Annotated in this window: 16 protein-coding genes; 13 read left to right on the top strand and 3 right to left on the bottom strand. The window is 38.3% G+C overall.

Annotated features, from left to right (window positions below):
* Positions 1-4 precede the first annotated feature (4 nt).
* The 6 genes from uraD to CEQ21_RS23045 all read left to right on the top strand — a co-directional run bounded on the left by uraD (position 5) and on the right by CEQ21_RS23045 (position 5,916).
* Positions 5-517, top strand: coding sequence for a 2-oxo-4-hydroxy-4-carboxy-5-ureidoimidazoline decarboxylase (gene uraD / locus CEQ21_RS23070; protein ID WP_185766555.1), 513 nt, complete (start codon positions 5-7; stop codon positions 515-517).
* 18 nt (positions 518-535) lie between these two features.
* Positions 536-877: a hydroxyisourate hydrolase gene (uraH, locus tag CEQ21_RS23065; protein WP_185766554.1), complete on the top strand. Its 342-nt coding sequence runs from the start codon at positions 536-538 to the stop codon at positions 875-877.
* Between the two features lie 50 nt (positions 878-927).
* Positions 928-2,232 carry an allantoinase gene (locus tag CEQ21_RS23060; protein ID WP_185766553.1) on the top strand — a complete coding sequence of 435 codons (1,305 nt, stop codon included), beginning with the start codon at positions 928-930 and terminating at the stop codon, positions 2,230-2,232.
* A gap of 208 nt (positions 2,233-2,440) precedes the next feature.
* Positions 2,441-3,622: a formate-dependent phosphoribosylglycinamide formyltransferase gene (gene purT, locus CEQ21_RS23055; RefSeq protein WP_185766552.1), complete on the top strand. Its 1,182-nt coding sequence runs from the start codon at positions 2,441-2,443 to the stop codon at positions 3,620-3,622.
* Positions 3,623-3,677: 55 nt separating this feature from the next.
* Entirely contained in the window at positions 3,678-4,940 is a 1,263-nt protein-coding gene (locus CEQ21_RS23050; protein WP_185766551.1) for an L-lactate MFS transporter, read from the top strand.
* 64 nt (positions 4,941-5,004) lie between these two features.
* Positions 5,005-5,916, top strand: coding sequence for an AEC family transporter (locus CEQ21_RS23045; protein WP_185766550.1), 912 nt, complete (start codon positions 5,005-5,007; stop codon positions 5,914-5,916).
* Between the two features lie 39 nt (positions 5,917-5,955).
* Here the strand turns inward: CEQ21_RS23045 and CEQ21_RS23040 are convergent, their stop codons facing one another.
* The gene (locus CEQ21_RS23040) at positions 5,956-7,089 is read right to left on the bottom strand and encodes a CAP domain-containing protein (protein ID WP_235907315.1); all 1,134 of its coding nucleotides are present in this window, start codon (positions 7,087-7,089) and stop codon (positions 5,956-5,958) included.
* A 416-nt stretch (positions 7,090-7,505) separates the two neighbouring features.
* Between CEQ21_RS23040 and CEQ21_RS27310 the strand changes: the two genes are divergently transcribed.
* The 3 genes from CEQ21_RS27310 to CEQ21_RS23030 all read left to right on the top strand — a co-directional run bounded on the left by CEQ21_RS27310 (position 7,506) and on the right by CEQ21_RS23030 (position 10,473).
* Entirely contained in the window at positions 7,506-7,637 is a 132-nt protein-coding gene (locus CEQ21_RS27310) for a hypothetical protein (protein ID WP_259347255.1), read from the top strand.
* Positions 7,638-7,840: 203 nt separating this feature from the next.
* Positions 7,841-9,220, top strand: coding sequence for a M20/M25/M40 family metallo-hydrolase (locus CEQ21_RS23035; RefSeq protein ID WP_185767394.1), 1,380 nt, complete (start codon positions 7,841-7,843; stop codon positions 9,218-9,220).
* 182 nt (positions 9,221-9,402) lie between these two features.
* On the top strand, positions 9,403-10,473 hold the full coding sequence (locus CEQ21_RS23030; protein ID WP_185766548.1) for a branched-chain amino acid aminotransferase: 1,071 nt from the start codon (positions 9,403-9,405) through the stop codon (positions 10,471-10,473).
* Positions 10,474-10,515: 42 nt separating this feature from the next.
* Here the strand turns inward: CEQ21_RS23030 and CEQ21_RS23025 are convergent, their stop codons facing one another.
* Both CEQ21_RS23025 and CEQ21_RS23020 read right to left on the bottom strand, forming a co-directional pair.
* Entirely contained in the window at positions 10,516-11,373 is an 858-nt protein-coding gene (locus tag CEQ21_RS23025) for a dimethylarginine dimethylaminohydrolase family protein (RefSeq protein WP_185766547.1), read from the bottom strand.
* A gap of 71 nt (positions 11,374-11,444) precedes the next feature.
* Positions 11,445-12,254: a Cof-type HAD-IIB family hydrolase gene (locus CEQ21_RS23020; protein ID WP_185766546.1), complete on the bottom strand. Its 810-nt coding sequence runs from the start codon at positions 12,252-12,254 to the stop codon at positions 11,445-11,447.
* 174 nt (positions 12,255-12,428) lie between these two features.
* On the opposite strand from CEQ21_RS23020, the gene CEQ21_RS23015 reads away from it, so the two are divergent.
* The 4 genes from CEQ21_RS23015 to pepF all read left to right on the top strand — a co-directional run bounded on the left by CEQ21_RS23015 (position 12,429) and on the right by pepF (position 17,114).
* Positions 12,429-12,626, top strand: coding sequence for an IDEAL domain-containing protein (locus CEQ21_RS23015; protein WP_185766545.1), 198 nt, complete (start codon positions 12,429-12,431; stop codon positions 12,624-12,626).
* Between the two features lie 335 nt (positions 12,627-12,961).
* A complete protein-coding gene (locus CEQ21_RS23010) occupies positions 12,962-13,777 on the top strand; it encodes an STAS domain-containing protein (RefSeq protein WP_185766544.1) in 816 nt (271 codons plus the stop codon).
* 233 nt (positions 13,778-14,010) lie between these two features.
* On the top strand, positions 14,011-15,126 hold the full coding sequence (locus CEQ21_RS23005; protein ID WP_185766543.1) for an NADH-dependent flavin oxidoreductase: 1,116 nt from the start codon (positions 14,011-14,013) through the stop codon (positions 15,124-15,126).
* A 194-nt stretch (positions 15,127-15,320) separates the two neighbouring features.
* On the top strand, positions 15,321-17,114 hold the full coding sequence (gene pepF / locus CEQ21_RS23000) for an oligoendopeptidase F (protein ID WP_185766542.1): 1,794 nt from the start codon (positions 15,321-15,323) through the stop codon (positions 17,112-17,114).
* Positions 17,115-17,194 lie beyond the last annotated feature (80 nt).

The following is a 17,194-nucleotide window of genomic DNA, read 5'->3' as shown; positions in this document are numbered from 1 at the left end:
GCATATGTATACATTAGCAGATATAAACAAAATGGATAAGGAACAGTTCATCGAAAGTATCGGCTGGGTTTTTGAGCATACTCCATGGATTGCGAGTAAAGCATGGGAATTATTGCTTCCCATACATTCGCTTAATCGATTACATGAGGTCATGGTGCAGGTAGTAAAGGAAGCATCACAGGACGAGCAACTGAAGTTAATCAGAGCACATCCTGATTTAGGCGGCAGAATCAAAATGACTGATTCCTCTGTGAAGGAGCAGCAGGGAGCAGGTCTGGATCAGTTGTCAGAAGAAGAATTCGAACGTTTTCTGCAGCTTAATAATAAGTATCGAGAAAAATTTGATTTCCCTTTTATTCTTGCTGTGAAAGGGCATACGAAAGACACTATTTATCATGATATGGAAAGAAGGCTGAAGCATTCAAAAGAAGAAGAGTTTGCTGCAGCATTATCACAGATTTTCAAGATTTCCTTCATAAGGCTTGAGGGTATCGTTAAAGACCCGCTTGAAGCATAAAACGTTAGGAGGCAGGAGATGAGAACAGGGATAACAACACATGTTTTAGACTTGATTCAAGGATTGCCGGGAAGCAATATACTTGTTGAGTTGTGGCAGTACAAAGGTAAGGAGCGATTGCTTTTATCGAGTGCCAGAACAAATGATGATGGCAGGGTGGAACAGCCGCTATTGCACGAATTGGTTCCTGGAGAATTTGAATTAGTGTTTCATTTAAAAGACTATTGGCAAAGCACGAAAACAGCTAATGTTTTATTCGAAACTGTACCAATTCGGTTTCATGTAAAGGTGGGAGAGCCACATTATCATATACCTCTTCTTTTGTCAGCATGGGGTTATCAAACATACCGAGGAAGCTGATAGATTTACAACCATAAAAATACAGCATTTTTACTGAGAGGATGAAGCTGATGAAAATGTTTGATGTGGTCATAAAGAATGGAAATGTTGTGTTTGAAAATAAAGTGGAAATGGTTGACATTGGCATTAAGGCTGGGAAAATTTTAGAGATTGCTAAAGAAATAGATTGTAACAATACAGCAGAAACAATCGACGCTGCTGGCCTGCATGTTTTTCCAGGGCTTATAGACACACATGTTCACTTCAATGAACCAGGCAGAACCGAATGGGAGGGCTTTGAAACAGGTAGTAAAAGCTTGGCAGCTGGCGGTGCAACTACTTTTTTTGACATGCCGTTAAACAGTCATCCACCAACTATTGACTTGAAAGGCTATGAGCAAAAGGATGCTTTAGGTAAACAGAAATCTCTTATTGATTATAAGCTTTGGGGTGGCCTTGTTCCTCAAAATTTGGAGAGGTTGGAAGAGCTGGACGTTGCTGGTGTCATTGGGTTTAAGGCATTTATGTCCAACAGCGGGATAGACGATTTCAAAGCTGCAGATGATAAAACATTGTATGCCGGAATGAAGAAAATAGCAGCGCTTGACAGTATTCTTGCTGTTCATGCAGAAAGTGATATTATTACAGAGGAATTAGGGAAGCTGATTGAAAATGAGGATGGTCATTCCTTTTCCGCATCTCGGCCGATTTATTCTGAAATAGAAGCAGTAAATCGCATTCTCTCCTATGCAGAAGCAACGAAATGCAAGGTTCATATTGTACATATTAGCAGCAGTGAGGTATTAGAACCGATACTAGCTGCCAAAAAACGGGGAGTGGACGTGTCTGTGGAAACTTGCCCTCACTACTTATCATTGACCGTCGATGATTTGGATAAACTCGGGGCAGTTGCCAAATGTGCGCCGCCTTTAAGAACAGCCCAAGAAGTAGAGGGTCTTTGGCAGGCTATTAAAGCAAAAGCAATTGACATAATCGGATCAGATCATTCGCCTTCATTAGAATCAATGAAAAAAGGCAGTTTGTCCGCGGCTTGGGGGGGGATTTCAGGCTGTCAATCGACATTAACTGTAATGCTTGAAGAGGGATATTGGAAAAGGGAGGTAGCACTTTCCATTATCGCTAGCCTAACAAGCAGTAATCCTGCGAAACGCTTCGGATTGTACCCGCAGAAAGGGAAAATTGGAGCTGGAAGTGACGCAGATCTTTGCTTAGTTGATTTAAAAAGGGAGTTTACATTAAAAAAAGACGACCTTTTTTATCGAAATAAACAAAGCCCTTATATTGAAAAAACATTTAGGGGGAAAGTGACGAGGACTATCCTAAACGGGAAAACGGTTTATAACGAACTAGTTTAGTAGGTTTATAGGTAAATAGCTTACTGTTAAAGAGTGTACTGCACTCTTTTTTATTTTGCTTATAAACATTTGTATGTAGTAAAAACCGAACTATATTTCGAAGGTATTTAAAAAATGTTCGTTATTTTTTCGAAAAAACCTTGAAATATATACATGAATTACGTTATTATGCTCAATAAAGGAACGAAAGTTTGAGGGGGATGATAAAATGTTCGGAGCTCCAACTTCCAAACATACGAAAAAAATAATGCTTCTTGGTGCAGGAGAGTTAGGTAAAGAAGTCATTTTAGAGGCACAAAGACTTGGAGTAACGACCATTGCTGTTGACCGTTATGAAAATGCGCCGGCGATGCAGGTTGCCCATCGTTCATATGTGGTAGACATGCTAGATGGACAAGCATTGAGAGAAGTAATTATTAGTGAAAAGCCGGATTTTATCGTACCTGAAATAGAAGCAATCGCAACAGAAGTACTTGTGGAACTGGAAAAGGAAGGCTTTAACATCATTCCAACAGCTAATGCCGTTCATTTGACAATGGATAGAGAAGGAATCAGAAGATTGGCAAGTGAGAAATTGAATGTGCCGACAGCGAAGTATGAGTTTGCAGATAGTTTGTCAGAATTAAAGACTGCAGTTGCGCATATTGGTGTTCCTTGTGTCATAAAACCACTTATGAGTTCGTCAGGAAAAGGACAAACCATTTGCAAAAGTGCAGACGAAGTTGAAAATTCATGGCAAGAAGCGGTTGAAGGTGGACGTGGCAGGAAGACAAGGGTTATCGTCGAGGAGTTCATCACCTTCACCTCTGAAATCACGCTGCTTACCGTTCGTTCAGTGAATGGAACACACTTTTGTCCGCCGATAGGCCATATTCAAAAGGACGGTGATTATATAGAATCATGGCAGCCACATCAAATGACAGCAGATCAATTGAAGCAAGCTGAATTAATTGCCAAACAAATTACGGATGAACTTGGCGGCTACGGGCTATTCGGTGTTGAACTTTTCCTTACAGACAAAGGTGTATATTTCAGTGAAGTTTCTCCAAGACCACACGACACTGGTATGGTGACGATGGCCACACAGGAGTTGTCTGAATTTGCCCTTCATGTTCGTGCTGTGCTTGGGTTGCCAATTCCACACATCAGGCTGAATTCAAAAGGTGCGAGTAAAACGCTTAAGGCTTTAGCAGATAATAGCGATTATGAAATTTGTGGTGTCGAACAAGCACTTGCTTCACCTGACAGCCAAATCCGGATATTTGGGAAACCAAAAGCAACGGTTGGAAGACGCTTAGCTGTTCTTCTTCAAAGAGGAGAAACAGTAGAGGAAGCTCTTGAAAATGCTCGTGAGGCTTTCGCAAAGCTCTCTATTTTTTATAAGAATTAAACTTTGAAATGTATCCATCTATGAAAAAACTAGAACTTAAAGCAGGGAGACTACTATGAAAACAAAAAATCGTTGGCTAATTGCCCTTTCAGCAGTTGGCATCCATATTTCCATTGGATCTGTTTATGCATGGAGTGTGTTTACTAAGCCTCTAGAAGAAACATATCATTGGAGCTTAACAAGTATCTCTTGGACTTTCAGTATCGCTATTTTATTTCTAGGTCTTTCCGCAGCCTTTTTAGGGCATTTTGTGGAGAAGTTTGGACCAAGAGCTGCAGGAACACTTAGTGCCGTATTGTTCGGAATTGGGATGGCAGGTTCAGGCTTTGCTGCAAGCATCGAATCCTTACCGCTCCTTTATATTACTTATGGAGTATTTGGGGGCATTGGTCTTGGTGTAGGTTATATAACTCCTGTATCAACCTTGGTAAAGTGGTTTCCAGATAAGCGTGGCTTAGCAACAGGGTTAGCAATTATGGGCTTTGGTTTTGCTTCAATGGTGAGCAGTCCGATTATGAATAAGTTAATCGGAACTGTTGGAATACCTTCGACTTTTTATATTTTAGCAATTGTATATTTTGTTATCATACTAGCTTCAGCTCAATATTTAGCGCCGCCACCAAAGGATTATGTTCCGGCAGGCTTCCAAAAAGCTATTGAATCAGGTAAAGCTTTTACAAAAACAGACTTATCACAGCTAACAGCTAATGAAGCAATTAAAACAAAAAGATTTTGGGCTTTATGGATTATGCTGTTTATTAATATAACGTGTGGTATAGCCATCCTCGCTGTAGCATCACCAATGGGGCAAGAGCTTGCTGGAATGTCCGTTACAGGTGCAGCTCTATTAGTTGGCATCATGGGTGTCTTTAATGGCGTTGGAAGAATAGCTTGGGCTTCTGTATCCGATTATATCGGCCGCCCGAATGTATATACATTGTTTTTTGCGATTCAGATTGCAGCCTTTTTTGTTTTGCCTCATTTACAAGAGGCTGTATCGTTCTCTATAATAGTATTTATCATTATGTCTTGCTACGGTGGAGGGTTTGCATCCATCCCTGCCTATATTGGAGATATGTTTGGTACAAAACAGCTTGGTGCCATTCATGGTTATATTTTGACAGCATGGTCTGCAGCAGGTATAGCAGGTCCAAGATTTGTTTCATGGATAAGAGATACGACAGGGAGCTATGAAGAAACATTAACTGTATTTTCATGTATGTTTATCGTTTCTCTGGCAATCTCGTTATTAATCCGTTTAGATATTAAAAAAATTAAGCTAATGAACAAAGAAATTAACGGGGGCAATAGTATTTAATAGGTTGGGGGCTGCCCCTGACCTTTTTTTTAGTTTATCCTCCTATGAATGGAGATTTGTTTGCATGGAAAACTTTAATGCTCAGTTTGTCATTTCCTTCCTTATTATCGCTTTAGGCTATTGCTTAAAGAAGTGGAATATTCTAAAGGAAAAAGACGGAGAAGCAATGGCACGGATCATTTTTAATGTAACTTTGCCATGTTTAATCATTGTAACCTTTCACAGTATTACCATTGATTCCTCGCTAATGATGCTGGTTGTACTCGGGTTTGTGTACGGAATTATTGTTGCTATTGTAGGATTATTCATTTTCAGGAAAGAAGCAAGACGGGATAAAGGGATGCTTGGCATGCTTATTCCAGGTTTTAATATCGGACTTTTTGCTTACCCCTTTGTGCAAGGAATTTGGGGCGAGGTAGGTATAAAGTACTTCGGAATGTTTGATATCGGTAATGCCATTATTACATTTGGCGTCAGTTACTTAATCGGCAGTTATTATGCAAAAGAGGATGTTGTGCTTAACTTTAAGCATGTAGCCGGAAAAATGGGCAAATCCATTCCGTTAATGACATATTTAATCATTTTTATTATCAATATTACAGGCTTGCCTTTGCCAGGGACAGTCATCGACATCACCTCGGTTATATCAAAAGCAAATATGCCGCTATCCTTACTGCTTCTCGGAATCTATTTAAACTTCTCCTTTAAAAAAAGCTACTGGAAAGGAATCGGCAGAGTTCTTGGTATCCGCTATGGGGTTGGCTTGTTTTTTGGATTATTAGGATTCTTTCTCCTGCCAGCCGATGACATGTTCCGCTATACTGTTTTAATCGCACTGATTCTGCCAATGGCCACCTCTGTTTTACCTTATAGCGTCGAATTCAAATACAATCAACGATTCGTCGGCACAGCCGCAAACCTGTCTATATTGATTAGCTTTGTCCTGTTGTGGGTTATTGGTAATATGATTGTTTAACAAACAAAAAAAAGAGTTTCCTGACACAGGATAACTCTTTTACTTTGTTATAAAATTCTCCGTATAATATGGCTGTTCGTCCTCGTTAAAGGCTACCCCAACACCTAAATAAGTGAATCCTTCTTGTAGGATATTCTCCCTATGTCCGAGAGAATTCATTAAGCCTTCATGTGCAAAAATACTGCTGTATTGCCCATAAGCAAGATTTTCCCCAGCCATTGTATATTTAATACCATCATCAAGCATACGGTCAAAGGGCGATTCACCATCCAAGTTTGTATGGTCAAAATAATTATTAATAGCCATATCCTCACTATGCTTTTTGGCAGTTACCTTCACAGTATCCTCCCAAGTCAAAATACCAAGGTCGTTATTGACCCTGCTTGCATTCGTTAAGTCAAACAGCTGGTATGCAAAGCCTTCCTCTAGCTCTTTGCTACCATCTGTATAAAAGTCTTTTTTGCTGTCTTCTAATGTTTCTGTAACAATCTGCATGGCAGTAACCGTATTATTCTCATGCTTATCGAAGAAAACAGTGACATAATTGCCATCCAACTTAAATACCTCATAATCTCGGTCATCCGGGAGCTTATAGCGCACAAAGCCTTTTGTCAGCTCATCAAGAGGATCACCTAATGACTTCAAGACACTGTCCTTACTGCTACCACGTTTTATACCATCTGTTGATGAAATTAAATCCTGACTCGTATAAAGTGCAGCGACTTTATTATTGGAATCATAGCCGACCATTACAAAATTTTGATAGTTTTCGTGGTATGTATTCCATGATATTCCGTACTCATTCATAGACACACGCTGCGGCTTGCCTTGATGCTTCTCAACAGATTCCTTTGTATCACCCATTTGGATATTATAAATTGAAAATGTTTGCTCGGAAGGAGTTTCTAACTGAGGTTTTTCTGCCTGCTTTGTTTGCTGGTCAGATTCAGCAGAAGTATTCCAGTCAGGAAGGACATCTTGTGTCTCTTGAAAAAGCTCTTTACCTTGTGTTATTAGGTTTTCAAAAAAGTCTACAGCATCCTGTGCATTCACTTCTGTTTTCATATAATCAATAGCTGAAGGAATGGATTCAGCGCCTGTTTTATGTTGTATATATTGCACACCGGCATAAACGATTAAACAAAGTAACGCCAGCTTAAAAAGTCTTCTCAACAAATTTCCCTCCATTCATTTACATGATTGCCGTATTTAAGCTAAAACATAAGCGGAATATTAATTATTCGCCTTATATTGAGTATAAAAACTCATAAAAGAGGGGAATAGTTCATAAAAAGTATAGCATTTTCCTTGCACTGATTCATCTTTTGACATAGAGGAAAAATCTTCTTGTTTCTATCTTTGCAAATATATTTCAACAAACGGAGTGTGTAATATTGATGTAATTTACACGTAATGGGCTAGGAGAGAAAAACATGCTATAATGGTGAAGTAACAAAAAGCATGGATATGGTTTCCAAGCTATAAAGTGCTACATATTAGTGATGCAGTATCGTTTTAAATGATATTTTGTTTAAGATTAATTTTGAAAGGGCATTACTAACGTGAACAGTACTAAAGGAGGCTACAATATGCATTTAGTTAGAGCCGATATTGATCAGCTTTTGCAGGATACGCTGGATATGGCAAGCGGTATCAGTAAATGGGACATCAAGAATATTGAGATTGATGATCTATTAGAAGATACAAAAAACTGGAATTAAATTTTTCTGATAAAGTCTAAATCACTTTTGAAAAGACGATGCTTCTTTTCCGAACTGATTTAGATTTTTTTGTGTGCGAAATAATTAACTAAATTTATAAAATATTATGAATAATTGCAGGGATTTTTCTTCGTTTGCCGAAACAATAAGATAACTATAGAAAAAAGGAGATGGAATAGTTGGGGACAAGCAATTTAAATGCCATTCAAACAAAAACGAAGGAAATTTTGGAGGAATCCTTTGCGATTTTAGAACAATATTTGCAATTAGAAACGGTATCCGCACAAAGTAAGGCGATTCCGGAAACAGTAAGTTATATTTCTTCAGTAATAAAAGACTTTGGTGGGGAAGTGCAGGTTTTGGATGATCTTGGAGGAAACCCTGTTGTTTATGGATTTTTCCCTGCTGGGGAAAAAGGTGATGCCTCCAAAACACTTTTATATTACAACCATTATGATGTGCAGCCAGCAGAGCCGCTTAGCGAATGGGTAACAGAACCATTTTCACCTGCTGTTTATGACGGAAAGCTGTTTGCAAGGGGAGTTTCTGATAATAAAGGTGATACTATTGCAAGGCTGACTGCACTTAAGGTTCTCCACGAAACAGAAGGAGGCTTGCCTTGTAATGTGAAGTTTTTGATTGAGGGCGAAGAGGAAATTGGCAGTCCTAATTTAACACCTTATTTGGAAAAGTATGCGGAATTGTTTGAGGCAGATGCATGCATATGGGAATTCGGTGGCAAGGATGAACAGGAGCGAATCAGCATGGTTGCTGGAATTAAAGGAATGGCCTATATGGAGCTGACAGCAGTTGGTGCAGATATAGATATGCATTCTTCCGTTGGTGCATATGTAGATAATGCAGCATGGAGACTTGTTCATGCGTTAGCGTCGATGAGAAATGATCAGAATGAGATTATTGTGGAGGGCTTCTTTGATGGCATCACTCCACCGACAGAACTTGAGGAGGAAGTGGTTAAGTCATTGCCATTTAGTGAAGAGGCTGTTCAGGAACTCTATGGTCTAAAAAGACCGTTAATAACGAATGGTTTAGGACAAGACCCTCGATATGCCATGGTGTTTGAGCCGACAATGACAATTTGTGGAATGGAAAGCGGCTATACAGGAGAAGGAGCGAAAACGGTGTTACCAAAAAGTGCAAAGGTAAAGCTTGATTGCCGTCTCGTTCCAGGGCAGGATCCGAATTATATTTTTGAGAGTGTGGAAAATCACTTGAAAAAGCATGGTTTCCATGATGTGTCCGTAAAATTAATCAATGGTCAAAAGGCATATCGTTCCGATTTCAGTCATCCATTTATCAGCCATGTGAAAAACACAGCGAAAGAAGTTTATAATCGTGATGTAGTCCTTGCACCAAATTCAGCAGGCACAGGTCCAATGTTTGACTTTGGCAGGGTGCTGAAGCTGCCGATTGTCAGTACTGGAGTGGGCTGGGTCGGAAGCAAGGCGCATGCACCAAATGAAAGCATTCGTTTAAAGGATTATGAAGAAGGTATTGTGTATATGGCTCAGATGCTCAAAGGCTTTCCAGCAGCGTTAGAAGCAGAAAAGTTAGAGCTGTAAAAATCGTATACAAAAGAAATATATGAGAGTATCAGGCTCACATATATTTCTTTTTCTTATCTCCGTGTATTGACTGACTAAATGGAAAACTTTTAAAAAAATATCAGCTTACCTCTTTCCCTCCTGAAAAGTTACGTTATAATAGATAGAAATAATAATTTACATATGAAGGAGTTTTCAACGTGAGTGAACAAACAATCACAGTAACATTAGCGACAGAAAAAAAACCGAAGCCAGATCCAAGTAAATTGGAATTCGGAAAAGTATTTACAGATCATATGTTCATGATGGATTATACTGTAGAGAATGGCTGGCATAATGCAGAAATCCTGCCATATCAGCCAATCACGTTAGATCCTGCTTCAGTTATTTTCCACTATGGTCAAGCAGTATTCGAAGGTATGAAGGCATACTTAACGGCAGAAGACAAAGTATTGTTATTCAGACCTGAAAAGAATATGGAGCGTCTTAATAAATCGAATGAGCGTCTTTGCATTCCTGATATTGACGAAGAATTTGCGCTTGAAGCATTAAAACAGCTGATCAACGTTGATAGAGATTGGATACCAACTGGTGAGGGAACATCCCTTTATATTCGTCCATTTGTTATTTCTACACAACCATTCTTAGGGGTTGCTGCTTCAATCAGTTATAAATTTATGATCATTCTTTCTCCAGTTGGATCATACTACAAAGAAGGGGTTAAACCTGTAAAAATCTTTGTTGAAAACGAGTATGTTCGTGCAGTTGCAGGTGGAACAGGATCAGCAAAAACAGCTGGAAACTACGCATCAAGCTTAAAAGCACAACAAATCGCTACACAAAAAGGTTATTCTCAAGTTCTTTGGCTTGATGGTGTCGAAAAGAAATATGTTGAAGAAGTTGGGGCTATGAACGTCTTCTTCAAAATCGGTGATGAAGTAGTAACACCCGTATTAAACGGAAGCATCCTTGAGGGTGTAACGAGACGCAGTGTTCTTGACTTGTTGAAGCACTGGAATATTCCAGTGGTAGAACGCAAAATTTCTGTTGAGGAAATTTTTGAAGCTTCTAAGAATGGCGAGCTGAAGGAAGCGTTCGGAACAGGTACAGCAGCAGTAATTTCTCCAATTGGTGAGTTCCTATGGAATGAAACATCCATTACGTTGAACAACGGAGAAACAGGTGAGCTTGCGAAAAAAATCTATGATACTTTGACAAATATCCAAAACGGAAGAGAAGAAGATCCGTTCGGCTGGACAGTGGAAGTATAATTCATAAAAAAATGATGGTGCTAAATGGCACCATCATTTTTTTTATGAATTTGGTGTTTCCCTATATAAAGGAAGTGTACAACAGCGGAAAGCTCCGCCAGATTTAATAATTTCTGTAATGTCTACTTCAATTACAGTAAAACCGCGCTTGCGGAGCTCTGCATTAACACCTTTATTAATAGGCAAGCTAATTACTTTTTTATGGCCAATTGACAATACATTAGTGCCAAGTGTCGCTTGTTCTTCCTTCGTTACCTCAATAAGTGAATATCGTTTTTTCAACAGATCTAATTTTTGCTTTTCAATTTCTCCTGGGTAAATCAATGCATCATTTGGAGACAGGATATTAAAGACACAATCTAAATGCAAAAAGCTGTCAGTGAATGGAATGTCAACGACCTCATAATTTGGCAGTAACGTTTTTATATGCTCGATCGATTTCTTGTTTGTACGATTGCTGACACCAATATAAATGGTGGATCTGTCGATCAAAACATCTCCGCCTTCAATTTTGTCACTATTTAATTTTGTAAAGGAAATTTCCTGTTCATTCAGCCAGTTTAACAGGACATGTTCCTCGCCTTTTCGGACATCATGTCCCATTTTAGCAACAAAAGTATGGTTTCCTAATGTAAACCCAATATCCCTTGTGAAAACCTGTTCAGGAAACTGTTTTTCTGGAGGCAGAAGCACTACTTCGATTCCTTCCTTTTGCAAAACGTCAACAAAGGCCTGATGCTGCTCAGATGCTAATTTAGTATCGATATTTTCGTTTAAATATTGCTTTTGAATGTCATTTATCGGTTCTTTAATTGTCATATATAATGGAGATGTTAAAATCACTTTTTTCAATGGGTCATATTCATTATGGCTCCCAATCAAGAATTGATCATTTTTCATATTATACCTCCATTATTTTAAAAGTATTGTCAGCATATTAATATGCTGACATGTAACTTTATTTTAACAAATCAAGCGTTTAAAATAAATTTTTCAACGGCTTTCGCAACTCCATCATTATTATTAGTGTCTGTCACGTAATCCGCAATTTGCTTAATATCGTCTGGTGCGTTGCCCATAGCAATGCCAAGACCAGCGAATTCAATCATAGCAGCATCATTATAACTGTCACCCATTGCGATTACTTCTTCCCTTGTGATGCCAAGACGGTCAATTAAAAGGGATAAGCTAGTTCCTTTCGTAACACCTTTTTCGGTGAATTCTAGGAAAAATGGTTTAGAGCGCATGACACTTAATTGTTCAGAAAGCTCTGTCTGCAATACTTTCTCCACATTAACTAAAATATCCTCTTCTTTTACCATTAATACTTTAACAACAGGGTCTTTTATGTAATCAACGATGTTTGGCACGGTTTTAATCGGCAACCCGGTAATTTGTGCTTCAATATCTGTGAACGGGTTGTTCTCTTCCGTAATAATAGTATCTCCTACATATGTATGAAGCCAAACCTTTTCCCGCTTACTCAATTCAAATAATTGGTGCACAACCTCTGGAAGAAGTGTACTGCTAAAGATTTCTTCATTTGTTCGGCAATTCGTGATCTTGGCACCATTAAAAGAAAGAATATAGCTTCCATAATCAGACAAATGCAATTCCTTTGCAGTTTCCCACATCGCGTATGTTGGTCTGCCAGAAGCAAGTACTACCTTAACGCCTTGTTCTTGTGCTTTAATAAGCGCTTTTTTTGTTGCTTCAGAGACTGTGTGATCATCCTGAAGTAATGTGTCATCCATGTCTAGTACAATCATTTTATATTTCATCGTTTTCTCCTCGATATTTATTCTATCTACTTAAGAATACATGAAAATGTAAGGATATTATAGTTGAAACAATGATTTTTTTCTTTAGAAAAAAGGGATAAATTACCTTAAAAAAGTATTTGAATTATCTGAAAATTGTTGCTATAATATAAAAAAGCAAAGGGGTTGATTCAAATGGAAAAGTATTTATTAAATGCACCACAACAGTCTGAGGGAAATGTTGTTGATTCTTTATTAGCTGAAATGGTCTTGGAGAAAGCCCTTTACAATTTCCGGAAAGAGAAAATCGAGAAACAAATTGATGAAACATTGATTGCTGGAGACAAAGAAGAGTTCTTACGCTTAACAGACGAACTAAAAAAATTATCTTAATAGTTGCAACTATCGATTATATATGAAAGCATGGCCACCCAAATGTGGCCATGCTTTTTTGTTAAGAGAAGAGAATAAAATAAAAAGGACACCATAAATGGTGTCCTTACGTTATTGAGGCAATAAACTGCGCTCCACATAGCGCATTAAATGTTCATTGACTTATTCAATAGAGCTCATCGCAAGAATTAATATATCATAACCATTTAAATAAAGCAATTAATTGTTTTTTCAGAATAATCAACAGCTGTTCAAAGATTAGAAAATCACTAACATGTAAGCCCTTTTTACGGTATAATCTATGTATACTTTTTGGAGTAGAGGGTGGATAATAAATGACGAAATTATCTAAAGTTGCTGCATATATAGAAGAACATACAAATGTCCTTGCTCTTGAAATAGTAGAAGGTGTTCTTAACAGCTTGGATATAAGCATTTCAGATGAAGAGAGAAATAGTGCAATTATAATGTATAAGGAATTTTTAGGCTTTTTTGGTCAATCGCTAGCAGATCAAAAAACAGGAGTTCCTGATGATTTACTTACGTGGAGCAAACGGAATGCAGAACAGCAACTGATTTCAGGTGGGAGAATATCAGAAATTGTTATTCGATACCAGCCGACACGGAGAATATTCAATGAATTATTGACAGATTTAAGCAGTGAGTTTGGACTAGGGTTGCATGAGAATGCTTCATTAATTAATAAGGTCAATGAACTGTTGGATATAAGTTTAAATGAAACAGTATCCACTTATGAATGTCTGTCAGAAAGATATCGCAAACAAACACAGCAGGAAATGGCAGAGCTGTCAGCGCCGGTTGTGCTTGTCAAAGAAGGTGTCGCTGTATTGCCGCTTATCGGTATCATTGATTCTTACCGGGCTGCTTATATTACGGAAAAAGTAGTACCGTATATTGGGAAGCAACAGCTTGAATACTTAATTACCGATTATTCTGGTATAAAAAATATTGACACAGAAATCGCAGCATATCTTAATCAGTTAGGGGAGACTCTCTCCTTGCTTGGAATAAAAGTAATTGTTACTGGCTTGCGTCCTCAGCTTGCGCAAACGGTTGTTGAAACAAAGATGAACTTAGGCGCTATTAAGGTGTTTGGCAATTTAAAGCAAGCACTGGAATATTTGCAATAACTGCATTTGTTAAGAATAAATTATATCTTAAAAAACAAAAAGCACCCCTTTTTACAAAGGGCTGCTTTTTGTTTTTTAAAACTCGAGCTCAATTGTTTGACGAAGTGGATAAGGAAAATATAAGATGACATTACTTCATTTTTTTTACCTGTTATCAGCAATACTATATGGGTTCATAGGAAGTGTTTTCACGTAAAAACATTATGTGAATATAATTACAAAGGAGTGTTACTATGAGTAATCAATACGAAAAGCTGTTCAGCCCGTTAAAGCTAAGCAACAAATTAGAGCTGAAAAACCGTCTCGTGATGGCACCGATGACTAATTTCTCATCAAATGAGGATGGCACTGTTACAAAGGCAGAGCTTGATTATTACGCAAGACGTTCTAAAGGTGTTAGCATGGTTATCACTGCTTGTACATATGTTACAGAAAACGGCAAGGGCTTCCCAGGAGAGTTTGCAGGATATGCAGATGAATTTATCCCAAGCTTAAGAGAACTTGCTACAGCAATCAAAAACGAAGGCTCTAAGGCAATTCTGCAAATTTTCCACGGCGGCAGATCATGCCCTCCAAACCTAGTGCCAAATGGCGAGCTTGTGAGTGCAAGTGATGTAGCACAGGAAAATAATGTGGCACCACGTCCTTTAGAAGAAACTGAGATTGAAGAAATCATTGCTGCTTTTGGTGAAACAACAAGACGCGCAGTTGAAGCAGGCTTTGACGGAGTTGAAATTCACGGTGCAAACGGCTATTTGATCCAGCAATTTTATTCTCCACACACAAATAGACGTGAGGACAAGTGGGGCGGTACTGTAGAAAAAAGATTGGCATTTCCACTTGCTGTAGTTGACGCTGTGAAAAAAGCAGCTGAACAAGCAACAAATCCGTTTATTGTGGGTTATCGTTTCTCTCCAGAAGAGCCGGAAACACCTGGTTTGACAATGGAAGATACATTTACACTTATTGACGCACTTGCAGACAAAGAGCTTGATTATATTCATGCTTCCTTAATGGAATTTGCGTCTGAGCCAAGAAGAGGAGCAGACACAAGCAAATCGAGAATCGAGTGGATTGTTGAGCGTGCTAATGGGCGTGTTCCGGTTATTGGTGTTGGTAGTGTTTATACTGCAGAAGATGCAAAGAAAGCATTTGAGACAGCGGATATCGCATTGCTTGCGATTGGTCGTGAACTGATAATTGATCCTGATTTTGTCCAAAAAATCGAACAAGGCAAAGAGAATGAAATTGTTTCTGTTTTGGATAAGAATAAACAGAAGGAACTGGTTATCCCAGATCCATTATGGAATGCAATTATAAACTCTCCAGGCTGGTTCCCTGGCGTATAATGAAGCAAGCTCCCGGTAAAAACTGCGGGAGCTTTTTCGTTTGATAATACATGGCCATTGGTTAATCTGCATAAACTAAAAAGCTAGAGTAATTTTAGACAAGATACATGCTAATCTATCAGTGTTCAATTTGGACAGAAGCAATTGTTATTTAGTATCATGGAAGAAAATACATTATTTGAAGGAGGATGCAGATGAATTCTTTTAAAGATAGGAATGAAGTGAAAGAAGCAGAAAAATGGAATCTCAGTGATCTTTATGAAACAGACCAAGCTTGGAAAACGGACTTGCAGTTTGTTGAGGAAAAGGTAAAAGAGATTGCAGGCTTTAATGATAATATAAAGGATGCCGCAAGCTTGCTTGCATACTTAAAACTTTCAGAAGAAATCGGTTACATATATAGGAAGGTTTACGCTTACGGGATGCTCCTTTTAGATACAGATACACGAAATAATAGTGCCCAAAGCCTTGTTGACCAAGCAAGAACCGTTGGACAAAAATGGAGCAGTGCTAGTTCCTTTTTCATGCCTTATCTTTTAAGCCTTGAAGAAAGTCAATTAAAGGCATATATTGGTGAAAACGATGGGTTAAAGTATTTTGAAAAGGATTTATTAGAGTCGTTCTCTTATAAAAAGCATGTGTTAAGCAAAGAGAAGGAAGAAATATTATCTGAGTTAGGAGAATCACTGTCTGTGCCGAGTCAGGTGTTTGGTATGATTAATAATGCCGATATAAAGTTTGGTGAAGTGACAGATGATGCTGGCAACAAGATAGAGCTGACAAGAGGGATGTACTCTAAGCTCATAGAAAACGAAGATAGACAAAAACGGGTGGAAGCCTATAAGGCATATTACCAGCCATATGTCACCTTAAAAAATACGATTGCAGCGACCTTTTCCTCAGCAGTCAAAAACAATGTAAAAACATCGAAGTTACGCAATTATCCATCAGCACTGGAAAAAAGCTTGTTTGGTGATAGAGTTCCAAAGGAAGTCTATGAGAACTTAATTGCTGCTACTAGAGATAATCTTCAGTATATGGACGAATATATGCAATATCGCAAGAAGAAACTGGGTGTTGATGAACTTCGTGCATATGACTTAAGTGTTCCTCTTGTTGGAGAGGCTGCAAAGCAGGAAATATCCTTTGATGAAGCATTTGATATAATGCTGAAAAGCTTAGCACCACTTGGTGAAGAGTATGTTTCGGTATTGAAAAGCTTTAAAGAGAAGCGGTATTTTGATGTAAGAGAAACACCAGGGAAACGATCTGGAGCATATAATCTTGGTGTTTATGGAGTCCATCCATTTATTTTGCTTAATCACCGTGATGATCTTGACAGTCTCTTTACATTAACACATGAATGCGGCCATGGTATGCACTCCTACCTGAGTAATAAGCATCAGCCGGCGATAAGTGCAGGCTACAGCATTTTTGTAGCGGAGGTTGCTTCAACTGTTAATGAAGTTTTACTGATTCGCTATTTGTTAAAAACAGAGACAGATCCGCAAAAACGGGAGCATTTATTGAACCACTTTATTGACAGCTTTAAAGGCACGTTCTTTACACAAGTAATGTTTAGTGAGTTTGAAAAAGAGGTACATGAAAAAGCAGAAAAAGGCGAACCGCTTACATTAGATTTCTTTAATGAAACATATGAGTCTCTTTTTAAAGCATATAACGGCAGTGAATTAGTGCTTGATGAAGAAGTGAAGTATGGATGGTCGAGAATTCCTCATTTTTACCGTCCATTCTATGTTTATAAGTATGCTACTGGTTTTGCTTCTGCGATTACGATTGCAGATAGACTTTTGGAAGGCAAACAGGAAGACCTAGACAATTATTTAGAATTTCTGAAAAGCGGCAGCTCCGATTTCCCGTTGGAATTGCTGAAAAAAACCGGTGTTGATTTGACTTCACCTGAACCGATCAATCATGCCATGTCCATTTTCCATTCACTAGTGGAGGAAATGACGAAAAAAGCGTGATGATTGTTGTTAAGCCGTATACGAGTGTATACGGCTTTCTTTATAGGATGCATAAAAATAAATTATATTGCATAAAATTT

The sequence above is a fragment of the Niallia circulans genome (genome assembly GCF_007273535.1).
Taxonomy (GTDB): domain Bacteria; phylum Bacillota; class Bacilli; order Bacillales; family Cytobacillaceae; genus Niallia; species Niallia circulans_B.
This window is presented reverse-complemented; position numbering and strand designations above follow the sequence as displayed.